We start from the raw sequence: 15,774 nt of genomic DNA on the forward strand, positions 1-15,774 counted from the left end.
TACAAAGTTAATATTTGTAGCTGAGGTCGTTTATACAGATGAAAGAATTAAATTATGAAAAGGCGGTATTTATTATGAAAGCAATTAAATTAGCAGGTTTAACAATTGCAGCAGGTTTATTATTGGCAGCGTGTAGTACTGAAGAAGCGAAAATAGAGCAAGATGTGAAGAAAGAGGAACAAAAAGAAAAAGTTAAAGCATTTCAGGCAGAAAAGCAGCAAGAAGATAGGAAAGTAACTGTGCAACAATCGACGGATAAGTCAAAACAGCATGAAAATGTAGCAAAAGAAACAGTTAAAGAAGAACAAAAAGCGGAGTCAACGCCTGTTGAACAACCGAAAGTCAGCGGGTTAAATGAGGCACAAGCACAAGAAAAAGTGGAACAATCGATGACAGCACAAGGCCAGGGAGCGCGTAATAAAGATGTGAAATTAAGCCAATTAGGCATCCAAACAGCAAAGGATGGAATAAAGGTGGCTGCACAGGCGCAAAACGTCCATATTGAAGCAAAAGACAGTCTAACTCGAATTGTTGTTATCGTTCCAGCTGGAACAACGAAAGAAAGAGCACAACAAGTAGGCGATATAGCAGCGCGCCAAGTGGCAAGTTTTGGGGCTATGGGATTAAATGTAGATTTGAAAGCACCATCAAAAGACTATTTAGGGGAATATTGGGGAAATTTCTCTGGTGATATCGGTATCTATGACAGTAATGAAAAACAATTAGTACGTGGATCTATTTCCAAGTTAAATCCAACAAAAATTAAATGGTAAGAAAAACAAGGTCCCTACACAATGTGTGTGGATTTTTCCATAAAGAAAAAAACCTTAAGGGGTATTCGGACGACTCGAATTATTGTGTAGTAATGCATATTAATCATTAAAATTAACTATACAAATAATTTATTATAATTCCGTGTACTCTAGCTGATATAATGTGTAAGGTAATTATTGGCTAATTAGTAAGGCATATATGTTATATTAGGGGGGATACATAAGTAATGTTAGATGCTATTTTTGCAGTTGTAGAAATACTCTTCGGTTTTTTTGCATTTATAATAGCTTTATTTGCTTATCTCTTTTCAACAGGAGAAGAAAAGCAACAAGCAAAAGAGGAGCTAAAGGAACTTTCTAAAACTGCTCTCATCCCATTTGTGGTGTTTGTAATCGTAATATTATTTTTTGTTATTAAGGTGATTGATCATGATAATAAAGTTGAACAAGAACAACAAAGGCAACATGAAGAGAACTACCAACGGTACCATAATGATAGTAATTCTAATCTTGATAAAAGCCTGGAACAAGATATTAAATAATATAGATAAGAACCTCGCCATTTCCATAAGATGGCGAGGTTCTTACGCATAAAGAAAAGACACTCTAAGGTGCCTTTTCTAATAGTTTTTTAGCAGAAGCAACTGCATCCGATAATGATTAATAGTATAAAGAGTACAACAAGTAAGGCAAAGCCTCCAGCAAAACCGCAGCCTTCGCCGCAACTACCACCATATCCCATAATAATAGTTCCTACTTTAGATAAGAGAATAAAACTAGGGTTCATTCTAAGGATGTTAATGGGTTTACTTTACCTTATGTTTTTACGTATGAATTGAGCAGGTCCTTTTGAAAATAAGGGAAAGATAAATTAATGTGTTTCCCTTAAACGTTGATAAATTACACATTTTCTAAAAACAAACTATTTAATTATATTAATAATATGATTAATTAATATAATGTATTAATCCTAACAGAAGGGAGGATTAGCCATGCAATTAGTTTGTTTTAAAGTAGTAAATGGACAATACTCTTTAGTTGTAGAAGGTATCGAGATTCCTGCGCCAATTCCAGCGTTTGCTGCAGCTTTATTAATTGGTTTAGGAGTAATCCCGCTTTGTTCTTAATTTAAGGAATTCCAAACAGCTCTATCTTTCAATCGATAAACCCTTAAGTATATAAATGCTTGAGGGTTTTTTTATAATAAAAAAAGAAAAGACGCCATAAGGCGTCCCCACAATTAGGTAGATAAGACTTTAGTTTTCCAATCTAAAGAAATTTTGTATCAGTTCTTTGAAAATATATCATAATATCCAGTTGATTTATTATGCATTATTACATATTTCTCTCAAACCTTCTAGTTTTTATTTGATAAAATAGAATCCTAATTTTACTAAAAATCAAATAAATATTTCTAAAAACCCTAAATATTTATAAGGGTAATAAAAGTGATACATTTAAGGTGCAAATTATAAAAAATATTAAAGGGGGATAAAGAAGTATTAAAAAAACTTTTATAAGCGGTGGGCATTTATACAGGTTATATGAACCTGAATTTTGTTAAAAAGATACTCATTTAAGTGTAATTTTTCTGACTTAGACTAACGTAATTTTAATAATATGAATGTTGGAGGCAGATCCCAATAGGGGCATAATGAAACGAAATACCAATAGCGCTTTAGGTATCCTATCATGCAGTAAAATCTTATTATTTAAATTAATTGTTTTACTGGATTCAAAGGATTGAAAAACGTATTTAAAATTGTAATACCTTTGCAGAGATAATAAAGGTATTTAATTAAAGCACCTGTTGGTTAAAGTGAGTTTTTCAACAGATTACTATTTTAGGGTGAACTCTGTAATGTAATGATACCGGGGCATTTGTCTATTGGGTTTTCAGAAGGATTTAAAATCGTATATCTAAAAAATATAAACATATATATTTTAAGAGAACTGAGCTTGAAAGTATAACGATAAATGTGCTGGATTTACTGATACATTTATAACCGGAAAAACAAAATATTTAAGACCGGTGCTATCAGATACTACAATTCTACTGATCACGTTAATTATTTCTCACTTGTAATAGGGGGGAATGTAGTGTTTTGAAATGTATCTGTTTTTGTTTCCTTATATGAACTATTGTATCATCGGGCTCCTTACTGAAATAATGAAGAATCATCATTTGTTTATTCTGATTTCTGGAAAAGTTTTAATAGATTCATGCTGAACAAATATACTTTTTAGGAAGAGGAGAGATTATTGATGGATAATCAATTACTATATCAACAGCAAAAAAGAGAAAAGGCACTCGTGATTGGAGCTGGTATTGCAGGTTTGCTTACTGCACGCGTGCTTTCCAGTTATTTTGAGACAGTGATAGTTGTTGAAAAAGATGAGTTACCTCAAAAACCATCTGAACGTCCAGGTACACCCCAAGACTTTCATCCTCATCGTGTATTACCACGCGGAGAAATAATTATGAACCGTTTCTTTCCTGGATATGTTGATGATTTATTAAATCTAGGGGCCCATAATGTCAAGAATGATAAAATGATTCGATTTTCTCCTTATGGGGCACTTGAACTAGTTATAGAACGAAAAGGTGCAGCGAGCAGTCGAGCGTTGTTAGAATGGACAATCCGCCAACGTGTACAAGAAATTCCTAATGTACATTTTCATTCAAAGCAAGCGGTGACAGGTCTTCTAACTTCGTCTGATCACAAGCGCGTTATTGGGATCAATATTCAAGAACGAGATGAATTAAAAACAAAGCGAACTGTGTTAACTGATTTGGTAATTGACACATGTGGTCGTCAATCTAAACTCAATAAATGGCTTACATCTATGGGATATGATGTTCCAGAACCAGAACGTTTAAAGGTGAATTTTGGATATAGCACGAGATATTATAAAGTACCTCCACATATCAAAGAGAAATTGAGTGCAATTTCTGAAGGAGATCCTGCTAAAAACGTTGGAGCTGTAGGGCTATTATATATTGAAGATAACATAGCTCAAGCGCTACTATTTGTTGCTGGAGGTACGCACTATCCGCCAACCAATTCAAAAGAATATGAAAAAGAACTGGATTCATTAGTTACCCCTATGATGAGGGAGTTAATCAAAGAGTTAGATCCAATTAGTGTCCCAAGAGGATTTAGAGCGCATGAATCAACTCGTCAACATTTTGAACAAATGGAAAATTGGCCATCTGGATTATTAGTGTTAGGTGATGCTTTTTGTAACTTTGATCCCATTTATGGACAAGGGATGACCGTAGCCGCCATTGAAGCTGAAATGTTAGATACTTGTTTAAAAGAACATTCTACTCATAAATCCGGATTCGAACGCAAAGTGCTGCAACGTATGCAACAGGCTATTGAGCCGGCATGGTGGCTGAGTTCAATTGCGGATTTACGTTGGGAAGGTGTTGAACATGTAGGAGCAGTTCCACTAAAAGGTGTGAAATTTACACAGAAATATTTTGATTTATATCTTAAACAAGCTTTAAAGCAAGCAAGGGATGGTAATTCTACCATGCTCCAAAAATATATAATGATGAATGGGCTAGTTTATTCGCCTCATGAAATCATTAACTCAGATATGTTAAGCATGTTAATCACTGATGATGAGACTTTGGAAGGGAATGAACTTTTGAACGAACTTGGAGAAGTAGATAAGAGATCACTGCAAGAAAGAATACATGAACTAATCCCTTCCTTTACATTAGCTTTTGAGAATAGCATTCCAAATCTATTCTCTTCCATTTCAATTTCTAATGCCAAATGAGGAAAAGGTAGTACAAATCAATGAATATTTGTATTAGATATACTCTAATTTTTTATATCTTACACACTATATCAAAGAAGAAACATAACCTCTTATTTTCTGCAGGTATATGTTTCTTTTTATCATTTTAGCCAAGAAGACTCCTTCCTCAAGGAGCGTGAAGGGTCACAGCCCAGTGAGTAGGTGGGAAAGGAGGAATCATCTAATATATATTGGATGATACTTTTTTGTTTTGTGAACAAAAAGGATATTGAAAGGGTCCTGATATGAATATCAAACCCTTTTCAATATGTATAATTATTTCACTGCCTCTTTTAATTCTTTTCCAGCTTTAAAAGCAGGTGCTTTTGAAGCCGCGATTTGCATTTCTTGACCTGTTTGTGGGTTACGTCCTGTACGTGCAGATCTTTCACGTACTTCAAATGTACCAAAACCAAGAATCTGTACTTTATCTCCATTTGCTAACGCATTTGTTATTGTATCTAATAACGCTTGTGTTGCTGCAGCAGCATCTTTTTGTGTAAGTTCAGCTTTTTCTGCTACTACTTTTGTTAATTCTGTTTTATTCATTTTCTGCACCTCTTCATATGTAATTAGGTGACTATTATAACGTGTGATTACTCATGATGCAATTATACATAGGAAAAGCCATAGCAAGAGATAGAAGAAAATTTCTGTGTAAAAGGCATAAGAAGGATATGAATTATCGTACTAAACTCTGTTCATATTTCTTTACATCTTCCATGGTTTTAAATATTAACACATCAAAAATTCCTTTTTCATTCCCACATACGACAACAAAACCATCTGTTGCTTCCAAAACTCTACCGACGCCACCATCTGTAAGTGTAATACTGGTGAGATGTTTTACGTTCAGTTTTTCTTCTTTTCGAATGTAAGTAGTTATGGGTGTTCCTACAGGAAATGTGTCTGTGAGCTCTTTTGTTGTATATGTGCCATCATCTACTGATTGAGTTTTAGTTGTAATAGAATCAGTTTGAGTGGCACATCCTGTTGAACATATTAAAAGAATGCCAGTAATCATACTTACACATGCTGTTTTTACCATTCACAAAACCCTCCTATAACTGTTCGTATTGTCAACCCATTTAGGGTAACAAATTATATATACGAAGTTTGTTGGTTTATGTGAGGCGTAAATCAACAAAGATAAAGGTATTTTGCCAGAATGTGTTTCAAACAAAAGAAAAGACACCCAAAGGTGCCTTACTGGGACTGGAACCATCGTAATATGGTATTGGGTGCCAACCCGAGTATTATTTTGTCACATTAAGTAATTTTGGTTGTTGAGAAATATAATTCAAATCTATATGTTGTTTACTTTTGCTTCGGTAGCTTTTTTGTAGTGGATTCTTCAACCTGTTCAGATTTAATTTTAATTTCAGGGGTTATTGCTATCTTGCTACCCGGGTGCACACAATAACAGTATTTGTTGCACCAGAACCAAAAAAGTTAAAAGTCGAAACGTATGTTATTATTATATTGAGAATTATAAATTAAAGGTGGCATCTGGAAGGGAATAGTTATAAATGAAAACAATGAAGGGGAAGTTATCTTTTAGCATTGATATTATTGGTTGTATCCTTTGCATTATAATGCTTATTATAAGTCTTGTTAATTTTAGAACATGGGTCCCTCCTTGTTTATTCCTTATCTGCGGTCTAATTTTCTTCATTAATATAGTAAATACGCGTAAGGGAAAAGGGCGTAATTCAAATTAAAATAAAATTGTATCCGAATAACCAAAAAACGCTATTCTTTTTGTAGAAATATACAGAGAGGGTGGCATTTTTTATAAATTTTTTGTTTCAAGATGAACTCCAATGATTTGCTGAGGGATTATATCAATATTTTCCTCCTTCACTTTTAGAACAGCTTGCTAGAGGGGGGATCTTTTTTAAAGAAAGGGAGCTTTTGCGATGTTACCTGATTATATAAAGATAGCTCATGAGATAGCTAAAAAAGCCCATGTTGGACAAGTAGATAAAGCAGGAATGGACTATATCAAACACCCTGAGACAGTTGCTAGCTTTGTAAATACGATCGAAGAGAAAGCTACTGCTTATTTGCATGATGTTCTTGAAGATACTGAGATAACAGCTGCTGATTTATTAAATGCTGGTATACCTTATAACGTAGTGGAGGCAGTGCAGGTACTAACAAAAGAGAAATACACGCCTTATTTTGAGTATCTGAGCAAAGTGAAAGAAAATTCTCTTGCCCGTACTGTCAAACTTGCAGACTTAAAACATAATTCTGACCGCTCACGACTTGCTAGAATAACAGATAAAGACCTAAAACGATTGGAGAAGTATCGCACAGCGATTAAGTTTTTAGGGGAATAAAAGAAACAGCAACTTCTTTAGTTGCAATTTCCTAGAATACTAATTGTTTAAAGAAACTCGTTCTTTCAAAAGTTTTAAGGCATGTAAGAACAATTTTTTGGTTGCTGTAAAATAAAAAAATAAGAGACGATATTCTAAAGGAGTCTAGAATATCGTCTCTTATTATAAGCCTTAAAGCGTCAATTCAGGAATATGTAAATGATTTTTTAACAATTTGGATAGCTAGTTAAAATAAAGATGCTGGTTTAAGGTTTGCTATTGATACAAAAATAGGAAAGGCTTATAAAAGCAGAACACTCATAAGGTTCTGCTTTTATTTGGTGTAATTAATTGTCTATATCTAGTGTAAATCCCCATATAGGTTTTTTTTCTTCAATTAACTCAACATCTGTCCTATTTACTTCCATGTGAAATTCTCCACGACCTGGTACAGACATATTTAGTTCGTGTCCTACCTGTGGATTATTTGTAGCAATAACTACTTTTAATTCGCTTGCAGTTAGTACTCCGAAATTATGTCCTTTATATTTTGCGTATGTTGTAATTTCATAAGCGGTATCCAAGTCTTCTTTTTTTATTTTTTTAAAGAAAATATTTTCATCCCAATCATCTCGAATAAAACCATTTAATAGTTCAGCTGGATCATTCGATATAATTTCTAAATCATCTTTCTTTCCAGCTAACATGTATTCTTGTCCATTATATAATCCATATTTTCCATCTCTAATCATTGAGGCACCTACTCTACTGTTTTTCGGTTGCCGGTATAAAACGTTGTTTTCTGTCGTGGTATACGGCTACCAATTTTTCTTCTTGATTAATTACTGAATATATTTCTGATCCTGGCTGAGGTTTCATAAAATCTCCCCAAGACGTTTCATATTCAGGAACAATTCGACCATTCTCTGCAGCTGTAAAACCATTACCGGTTTGCGGGAAATGGATATATTCATTTGGTTTCATATTTGTTGAATCCTCAAATGATTGGGCATAAGGTATTTTCATTTTTTCTACATCATCAGTTTTAAATCTAATAACTGCATAATCACTAGTTGTAGTGTAAGGGGTTCCTTCATAATCTAGGCGTAGCGATTCATATACATCCTTAGGAGAGTGAATTGGTTTCACATCTTCCATTTTAGCTACACAACCTCCAATGGAATTGAAGTATTCAGTCTCTTTCAGATAATTATCGACGCTATCTAAACTAATAACTTTTTGTAATAATGTATCTTGATTTGGCGCTGGAACAGAATCTCGTATTTTTTTCATAATTTGCATTTCTTCAGCATTCAATTCAGTGTAATGTTTCACTTTAAGATTATGGAATTGTTCGTTTGATATATTTGCCTCTTTTAAAACATTATCTATTTGCGAAGCAAATCCCTCTCCTATATGTTCCGACAAATTTTCACGGTTAAAACTTGGAGTAACCTCTACAGCTTTTGGAGTAGTACCTATATTACCTTCACCCTTGGCAAACTGGTAGGTTGAAAGTTTTTCTTCGGTTTGTCTAAAAGTAGCACTATCAAATACAGAGCTACTACCATTACCGCCTGCGAAAGCCAAATTATCACCTTTATTAAATAATTGTCCAGCTTTTGAGATACCTTGAGAGAATTTAGCACCTTGTGCTAGCTTTGCAGCTTTACTGACCCCTTTATCTCCAAGAAGACCTAATCCAATTTGTGTTAAAGCATACGATCCCCATCTTGCACGTGTTTCTGCATCCCCATTTATCACATCTTTATTAAAAGAGTCGGATAACGCATCCCACATAGCAGGTAAAGCTTCATCTAAATGGGTGACAGTGTAGCCCATGCCTTTCCAAGTTTCCCAATCACCTAATGCTTTTATACCGTCGATTGTATCTCCAACAGCATCTCCCGCACCATCTACTATACCATCCCAAACTTTTCCTAAGAAGGATTTTTCAGATGATTTACTAGGTGTAGTTTCTTTTTGAGTCGTTACACCTTCATTATCTGCAACGCGGAATTTTTCAGCAATTCTCTTTAATTCTTCTTCAACATGCACAAGTGCATTGATAGCTGTGAATGCGGATGGTCTGGCATCGTTGAACATTTGAACGAAGTTTTGATTCGATGCACCAGTCCATTGGAAACACATGTAATCAATTTGATTGCATAAATTATTATGTATGGATTCTAGCGCGTGTTTTGTATCATTAGCCCGTTTGGCAACTTGTTCCAATTCTTCGGGTGTTACTTTTATTTGAACCATTTTTTTCCTCCCTTTCCCGATTAAAATTATGAAGTAAGGAAGGGGAAATGTAAATACTTAATATTAAGAAAAATTAGCTAAAGCATATAAAATAATTATGGGCGAATCCAATGTAAATGTGAAGTGAATATAGAGTTTTTATGAACATGAAAAAGTTGCAGTTTCAATTGAAACTACAACTTTTAATTCATCTTTGACATTATTGGGGAGGGGAGATGAAGTGAGCTGAAATAAAGTTGTTTTAGTGCATTTGCTTTATTTTAAAAGTAGTTTGAACGAAGGGGATAATTTGCTAAATACACTATGTTGTTCATTTCCTTCTTGCATCATACTTGCTCGATAAGATGAAAATCCTTTATACGTTTTTCTTTTCCATTGCCATAAGCCATTATTTTGATCGAATTCACCATAGTATTGATTGTAATCTACTTTGTTTCCGGTGTTTTTATTAAAATTATTGCTAATAAAAATACGGCTATTACTTGCATAGATTTGGTTATCGGTAATCACATTATTGCGGATATCGTAATTTAATTCGATTTGGCCACTCTCTTGATCTTTTGTATCATTTTTATAAATCACATTGTTTGTAATCGTGTTATTTTCAGCATATCCTTGCTGACTATCATACCCACCAATTGCAATGCCACTCATGATATTATTGGATATCGTATTGTCTCTAACGGTAATTTGGCTTGCACTTTTTCCTGCATGTTCGCTAGCTACTTCAATACCGAGATCATTTTCATAGCTTTGATTTTGCTCAATGATAATTCCCTTCCCACCATCCACGTAAATACCATCAGCTGAATATTCATTATAACTAGTATTATTGATGGATGAATTGTGATGGACAATGTTATTACGAACAACTCCATTCCGAGCTTGATCTAAAGCAGCTACTGGAGATACGCCTTCATGTCCAATCAGAACAATTCCGATGTTGTTGTTATCATGTACTTTGTTATTGGTAACTTCAAAGGAATCTACATTCCCATTGATAGCAATTGCTTCACTCAATCCTAATTTCAAATTTGCTACTTCGTTATTATCGATGACAATATGATTTAAATTATTTTGTGCACTAGATGAAGTACCGTAGACAGCAATGCCATGTGCATTTCCATTCTTTACATTTGCTTCAATGTGGTGAATATAATTATTTCTAATATCAATGTAACTTCCTGTTCCAGTGATATAAATACCAATAGGGGTTTCGCTAACTTTCGTTGATTTTAAATTGCGAAATTCTAATCCTATTACTTGAATATAGTTTTTGTCTTCTATTGTAAATAACCCATCATCTTCTAACTTGACTTTAGAACCATCGAGAATGGCTTTTTCATCTTGGTAATTTTGAAAAGTAATGGGTGCTCCTGAGGCACCAGAATGAGTGACACGAACCTTTTGGTTATAAACTCCCCCTCTTATGTAGATTGTACTTCCTTCTTTAGCAACGTTAGCAGCTTTTTGAATGGTAGCGAAAGGTTGATCTAATGTACCGGGATTGAGGTCGTTTCCTGTTGGAGATACATAGTAATTTGTAACAGGATTTGCATTGTTATTGGATTGTGCAAAGGTAGAGGCAGGGAGTGTGAAAATTAACATACTGAAAGAAAGGATAAAGATAAAAAGCGATTTTTTTAATGAGGGAAATATTTTTTGATATTTCATCATGATCCTCCTTCTTTTTTTAGCATTCCTTCTCAACTATATAGTTAAAACTGACGATTTATATCTTGTTTCAATAAAAATATATAATATGTAGTAGAAGATACCCATTATCTTAACTTAAGTATAGTGTTTGTATTTATTGTGTATATTCACTTTTGCATTAGTTTTTAGTATACTTCCAGAGTATTTTGCAATAATACTATTTATATTTATATGGATCAGTTTTGGTGGTTCAATATAATTAGGGGCAAGATGGTATACCAAGGTAATTTATAGATTGAATAGTATACGAATAAGTAAAAGGGTTGAAAAAACTAATCATAAATTGACGAATCTAATACTGCGGAGAAACAATTAGTAGGTTTGAGAATTATCTCTCTAATTATAGAGCGGATAATTATAAAGATTGCGTGAATTCATTTGAAGAAGAAGAAGACATCAGTGAAAGAAAAATAGATAATATTTAATTGTAAATACCTCAAAGTAGATAAAAGGATATTTGTTGCTGATCCATTAATTAGTTTAGCATACATAAAAATTGAAGTAATGACGAACAATGAGCTTGATTAGACTAATGCTTGGCTGGACGTGTAATTATTATGATACGAAAAATGATAAAAGGAATGAGGCAACTCATTCCTTTTTTTATAGATGGACGGGGATTATTTTAATATTCAATAATTAATTACATATTTTTGTTTGCATATAAAAAGTAGTTCTCTTATTTTAAGGAACTCTCTGAAAAACTTTTTTGAATTCCAGTTTAAATACATTACATTATTGATTCAATAAACTTTTTAGGGTGTCTTCAAACTTGTGAAGTGAGGTTATGATAACTCCTTTTTTATCGATAGGAGAATTAATAACGATATTATGGGTCTTAAATACAAGAATATGAGAAAAAGAAGTTTGAAAAGCTATTGATGTTTTTCTGAAATGAAGACAGAAAAGATTATTCAAAGTGTTATCACTATTGGAGAATTTATATAATTATAGGCACTCATAAAAGGGGGCTTTTTCTTTTGAAGGGAATGGATATTCATCCGAATATAATGATTTGTGTAGTGGGCTAAGTAGTAACTCTAATGCCTCTGCAGTCAGAGTTAAAAACATTATTATATAAATAAAAGAAAAAAGTGTACTAGACACATTTTTAGAGTGTGAATTATTGTATAGAAAAAGCGATATGGGGTTGTGTATTTTTTTAGGACATCCTATTAATATATTTAACAGTATATTGAAAAAGAGTGAACAAAATGTTCGCTCTTTTTGTTTATAAACTATTAATTGGACTATGTTTATTATGTTGAAATACAATATCCTTGTTTGTCATATTAATATATTTTCTAACCATCTCAATTGATGAATGCTCTAATATCTTTTGGAGGGTCATCACATCACCATTATTAAGTAAATAGTACTTTGCAAATGTATGTCTAAAAGTGTGAGGAGAGACTCTTACTCCTTTAATTCCTGCATTATTACCATATGTTTTTAATCTCTGTCTAAATCGTGCAGGATCAACGTTATTTCCATAAACAGTAGCAAATATATGCAGGGTATCAAATTCTTCAATTTCAACTAGTAATTCACGCAGTAGCTTACTAGTCTTTTGGGAAATAGGTACATATCGAGTTTTACGGTTTTTTGTGCTAGTACCTTTTAATTCAATCACATTCGTTTTGAAATCAATATCCTCTTGTTGAAGGTTTAAAGCCTCACTAATTCGCATACCTGTATCGGTAAGCAACATCATTAATACATAGTCTCTAAATCCCGCGTATGTTCGTTGATTTGGCTGTTTAAGTAAACTTTTTAATTGATCAACGGATAATGCTTCTATATTATCTTGTGCTTCTTTTAATGATTTGATTTTTGTAAAAGGATTAGATTGTACATATTCCTCTTCAATGAGGAAGTTATAGAATGCTCTCATATGTTTCATGATGGTATTTATATAAGAAACTGAAACACCAACAGATTTATATTTCTCCTTAACGCAATGGTTATTTTTATGCTTAGTGTGGTCATTCTTCAAGTAATGTAAAAACTCTCTAATGGTATTTGTATTAAGAGTATTAGGTGTTACGTCTTTATGATGTTCTTCTAAATATCGATGAAATACTAAGAAATACACCTTCTTATTTTCAAGTGTTCTTCTTGCAAGCCCTTCTGCTTCCTTTGCAAACATATAAATGTTAAATAACTCTTGGAACGTGTAAGTTTCAATCTGTGTAACCTCAATACTTGTACGACCTAACTTTGCTTTACCTCTTTTACCTGTTCTAGCCAAAATAAAACGCCTCCCTATATCGGTAATTTGGTTTACCGTATAAGAAGACGTGAATGACTTGCACACTAAAAAGTAAATGACCGCAACACTAGAATGATTTTTAGTGTGTAAAGGATAAATCCTTAACACCTATAAACCTTTGTAGAGTACGGTCTCTTATAAACTATGACCCCGGAGAGGCTCGAACTCACGACCTCCACCCTGTCAAGGTGGAGGTCTTTTATATTTATTGTTCTTCTCTTTGTACTATAAATTCCCAAAATCTTTTTAATTCCTCACGTTTTTGGGGAGGTGCATTCTTTATATCTTTAAACCATTGATGAAGCTCAGGATCTTGTACGTCTGTAATTTGTCTTATTTCAGTTGTACCGAGGAGGTAATCAATAGATACTTCAAAGAAAGTGGCTAATTTTATCAATGTATTATAATCAGGTTCTCGATTACCTTGTTCATACATTGCATATGTAGTTCGTGCAATTCCTAGTTGTTTTGCCATATCTTCTTGACGCAGTTTTCGTTCTTTTCGAAGAGTGTGTAATCTTGTGCCAAACATATACTACCTCCTTTCAGTTGTTTTCTATATCAATTATAACGTCACAATATGTAACATTTAATAAAGTACACGAAATGTGTAAAAAATATTGATGTTGTACTTGTTTTCATATAGAATGATTATTAGATACGCATTTTGTGACATCGGGGGAGGGGAATAATGAGATTGTGGTTATTGGAAAAACGTAAACATATAGAGAAAACACAGGATTATATTGCATGTGAGGCAAGAATATCTAGAAGTATGTATGCAATGATTGAAAGTGGTGAAAGAAATCCAAGTGTTCCTGTTGCAAAAAATATAGCTAAGGTACTAAATTTTGATTGGACTCTTTTTTTTGAAGAGTAATGTCACGTTTTGTGTAATTTTAGAGCTGAGAAGTTCAGTTCTTTATTGTTCTCTAAAACAAAATAATTTATTAAGTACTTTTAAACAAATATTAAATAAGGAAGTGTTTAAATATGAACATGAAAACATTTGAAATGCGTGAAAAACGATTAGCGGAATTACTAGGTGCAAAAGTACTATGGGAATTTATCAGTGCTGTAACAGAGGAAATTGAAAAGCAAGAATTGGAGTCTACACCAGGATTGTTAGAAGATCTATTCATACATGTGAAAGAAACCATTCAAATTCAAAATACGAACAAGAGCATAACAAAAGCCCCTGTAAAAACAGAGGCTGGTAGTATAGATAAAGATATATTATTTATGGAAGCGTATGTAGAATTAATCAATCATAAATTTGTTATTTCTGAATTAGTTGTAGAGCTTTCATCTGTTCTAAAAGAATTAAATTGTTTTGTTCAATCATCTTTGCCACTGCTTCAAAATAAGCTTGATTCTCAAGAATCTCAATCTGCTTCTCTTTAGGGAACGTTTGAAGGATTTCCTTCATTTCTTTACACTCGTATATATTATTGTCTGCTTCTTCGATTAATTTATTGCGACGATTTGTGTATTCAAGTGCACCTAAAGTCGCTAATGTGCGTGTATCTAGTCCTAGGATTTCCATGCATTCATCTCCTTTCCCTCTACAATAATTCGATAGGGGAAAGGAGATTCCTTTAATGATTTGGTAGAGTTTTTATATAGTTATATAACATGCTATTTATTAGCAGGAATGTAATAGAGTTGGACTTAAAATAGGGAAAAGTATTTAAGTTACTTGTATAGATGAAATAATGGAGCGTATTTATTAAAACATGATGAAACATGTTTTAATAAATAGAAGGGGATCTTTAGGTAGGTTAAGCAGAGAAGTAAGGCATGCTGAGAAAGTAGCTATTGAATTCGAAGAAGTTAAAGTGTGAAAGGTGTCACTTATGTTAGAATATCTATTACTAATTTACTCTATATAAAAAAGCAGCTGCACAAAAGTACAGCTAGCCTTCTTCACAAATTTATATGGCCTTGATGACGAATTGGGATTGAGGTATATATAGTAATTGAGCTGCTAAGGAAGTTGTTGTGTTAGCAAAAGGATATGTTTCTTTATAAGGAAATTTACTATACACTATTTCATTAACTTCAAAAGTTGTATACAGCTTTTTTAAGATTTTTCGAGAAATTTTATTTGTACAAGCAGCAATAAAATCAAAGTCTCTTTTACTTATTTCTTGAATAGCATGTGAAAGAAGAGTAGTGACTACCCCACTTCCCATCCAATCTGGATGACAAGCGCCCATATCTAGATAGACCAATTTTTCTTTATCTAAATGAGAAAACTCAATAGATTCTGTCTCTAATGTATCTAAAAGTTGAAAAATAGGATCCATTTGTGGGCATAGTTCAGTCGCCTTATCTTTATCTATTAGTGGTTGGGTTACTTTTCTTGTTAAAAGAACCCCAACAATTTGAAAATTTTCAATTGCTACAAATGACATAGCTTGAGATACAGCTTGTTTTATCATTTCTTCGCACATTTTGTGAAAAGGAGCAAAAGGAATTTGTAAACTGCTTACAAGAGGTTCGTTATTCACAAAAGAATGTGCAAGTAAATGTGCTGCATCTTTTACGTGGTGTATATCTAGTAGCTCTATATTCATATGTTTTTCCTCTTTTCCTGATATAGTTAATA

General features: G+C 33.1%; 16 protein-coding genes. 7 read left to right on the forward strand and 9 right to left on the reverse strand.

Annotation, left to right across the window (positions count from 1 at the left end; translation table 11 throughout):
- Positions 1-38 precede the first annotated feature (38 nt).
- Both NSS74_RS26560 and NSS74_RS26565 read left to right on the forward strand, forming a co-directional pair.
- Entirely contained in the window at positions 39-773 is a 735-nt protein-coding gene (locus NSS74_RS26560; protein WP_340814646.1) for a DUF874 family protein, read from the forward strand.
- 227 nt (positions 774-1,000) lie between these two features.
- Entirely contained in the window at positions 1,001-1,315 is a 315-nt protein-coding gene (locus NSS74_RS26565) for a hypothetical protein (RefSeq protein ID WP_002016778.1), read from the forward strand.
- A gap of 89 nt (positions 1,316-1,404) precedes the next feature.
- Here the strand turns inward: NSS74_RS26565 and NSS74_RS26570 are convergent, their stop codons facing one another.
- The gene (locus NSS74_RS26570; protein WP_000540371.1) at positions 1,405-1,515 is read right to left on the reverse strand and encodes a YjcZ family sporulation protein; all 111 of its coding nucleotides are present in this window, start codon (positions 1,513-1,515) and stop codon (positions 1,405-1,407) included.
- Positions 1,516-1,765: 250 nt separating this feature from the next.
- On the opposite strand from NSS74_RS26570, the gene NSS74_RS26575 reads away from it, so the two are divergent.
- A complete protein-coding gene (locus tag NSS74_RS26575; RefSeq protein ID WP_265184995.1) occupies positions 1,766-1,900 on the forward strand; it encodes a hypothetical protein in 135 nt (44 codons plus the stop codon).
- A 1,138-nt stretch (positions 1,901-3,038) separates the two neighbouring features.
- Positions 3,039-4,565, forward strand: a complete 1,527-nt coding sequence (locus NSS74_RS26580; RefSeq protein WP_016093830.1) for an FAD-dependent oxidoreductase — start codon at positions 3,039-3,041, stop codon at positions 4,563-4,565.
- 297 nt (positions 4,566-4,862) lie between these two features.
- Here the strand turns inward: NSS74_RS26580 and NSS74_RS26585 are convergent, their stop codons facing one another.
- Together NSS74_RS26585 and NSS74_RS26590 are read right to left on the reverse strand one after the other, a co-directional pair.
- On the reverse strand, positions 4,863-5,135 hold the full coding sequence (locus NSS74_RS26585) for an HU family DNA-binding protein (RefSeq protein WP_340814649.1): 273 nt from the start codon (positions 5,133-5,135) through the stop codon (positions 4,863-4,865).
- A 133-nt stretch (positions 5,136-5,268) separates the two neighbouring features.
- Positions 5,269-5,634, reverse strand: coding sequence for a hypothetical protein (locus NSS74_RS26590; protein WP_159146549.1), 366 nt, complete (start codon positions 5,632-5,634; stop codon positions 5,269-5,271).
- A gap of 871 nt (positions 5,635-6,505) precedes the next feature.
- On the opposite strand from NSS74_RS26590, the gene NSS74_RS26595 reads away from it, so the two are divergent.
- A complete protein-coding gene (locus NSS74_RS26595) occupies positions 6,506-6,931 on the forward strand; it encodes an HD domain-containing protein (RefSeq protein WP_159146550.1) in 426 nt (141 codons plus the stop codon).
- A gap of 326 nt (positions 6,932-7,257) precedes the next feature.
- Here NSS74_RS26595 and NSS74_RS26600 read toward each other — a convergent pair whose 3' ends face one another.
- The 5 genes from NSS74_RS26600 to NSS74_RS26620 form a co-directional block, all read right to left on the reverse strand.
- Positions 7,258-7,662 carry a hypothetical protein gene (locus NSS74_RS26600; protein ID WP_340814651.1) on the reverse strand — a complete coding sequence of 135 codons (405 nt, stop codon included), beginning with the start codon at positions 7,660-7,662 and terminating at the stop codon, positions 7,258-7,260.
- 13 nt (positions 7,663-7,675) lie between these two features.
- Positions 7,676-9,175, reverse strand: coding sequence for a WXG100 family type VII secretion target (locus tag NSS74_RS26605; RefSeq protein WP_159146552.1), 1,500 nt, complete (start codon positions 9,173-9,175; stop codon positions 7,676-7,678).
- 255 nt (positions 9,176-9,430) lie between these two features.
- Positions 9,431-10,849, reverse strand: coding sequence for a right-handed parallel beta-helix repeat-containing protein (locus NSS74_RS26610; protein ID WP_159146553.1), 1,419 nt, complete (start codon positions 10,847-10,849; stop codon positions 9,431-9,433).
- 1,273 nt (positions 10,850-12,122) lie between these two features.
- A complete protein-coding gene (locus tag NSS74_RS26615) occupies positions 12,123-13,142 on the reverse strand; it encodes a tyrosine-type recombinase/integrase (RefSeq protein ID WP_340814653.1) in 1,020 nt (339 codons plus the stop codon).
- 226 nt (positions 13,143-13,368) lie between these two features.
- A complete protein-coding gene (locus NSS74_RS26620; protein ID WP_159146565.1) occupies positions 13,369-13,695 on the reverse strand; it encodes a helix-turn-helix domain-containing protein in 327 nt (108 codons plus the stop codon).
- Between the two features lie 159 nt (positions 13,696-13,854).
- On the opposite strand from NSS74_RS26620, the gene NSS74_RS26625 reads away from it, so the two are divergent.
- Positions 13,855-14,043, forward strand: a complete 189-nt coding sequence (locus NSS74_RS26625; RefSeq protein ID WP_159146566.1) for a helix-turn-helix transcriptional regulator — start codon at positions 13,855-13,857, stop codon at positions 14,041-14,043.
- Positions 14,044-14,156: 113 nt separating this feature from the next.
- On the forward strand, positions 14,157-14,567 hold the full coding sequence (locus NSS74_RS26630) for a hypothetical protein (protein WP_159146567.1): 411 nt from the start codon (positions 14,157-14,159) through the stop codon (positions 14,565-14,567).
- Positions 14,568-15,097: 530 nt separating this feature from the next.
- Here NSS74_RS26630 and NSS74_RS26635 read toward each other — a convergent pair.
- Complete coding sequence (locus NSS74_RS26635; protein WP_113937327.1) at positions 15,098-15,742, reverse strand: hypothetical protein; 645 nt, start codon at positions 15,740-15,742, stop codon at positions 15,098-15,100.
- Positions 15,743-15,774: the final 32 nt, after the last annotated feature.

Source organism: Bacillus sp. FSL E2-8868, from assembly GCF_038005505.1.
GTDB classification, from domain to species: Bacteria; Bacillota; Bacilli; order Bacillales; family Bacillaceae_G; genus Bacillus_A; species Bacillus_A mycoides.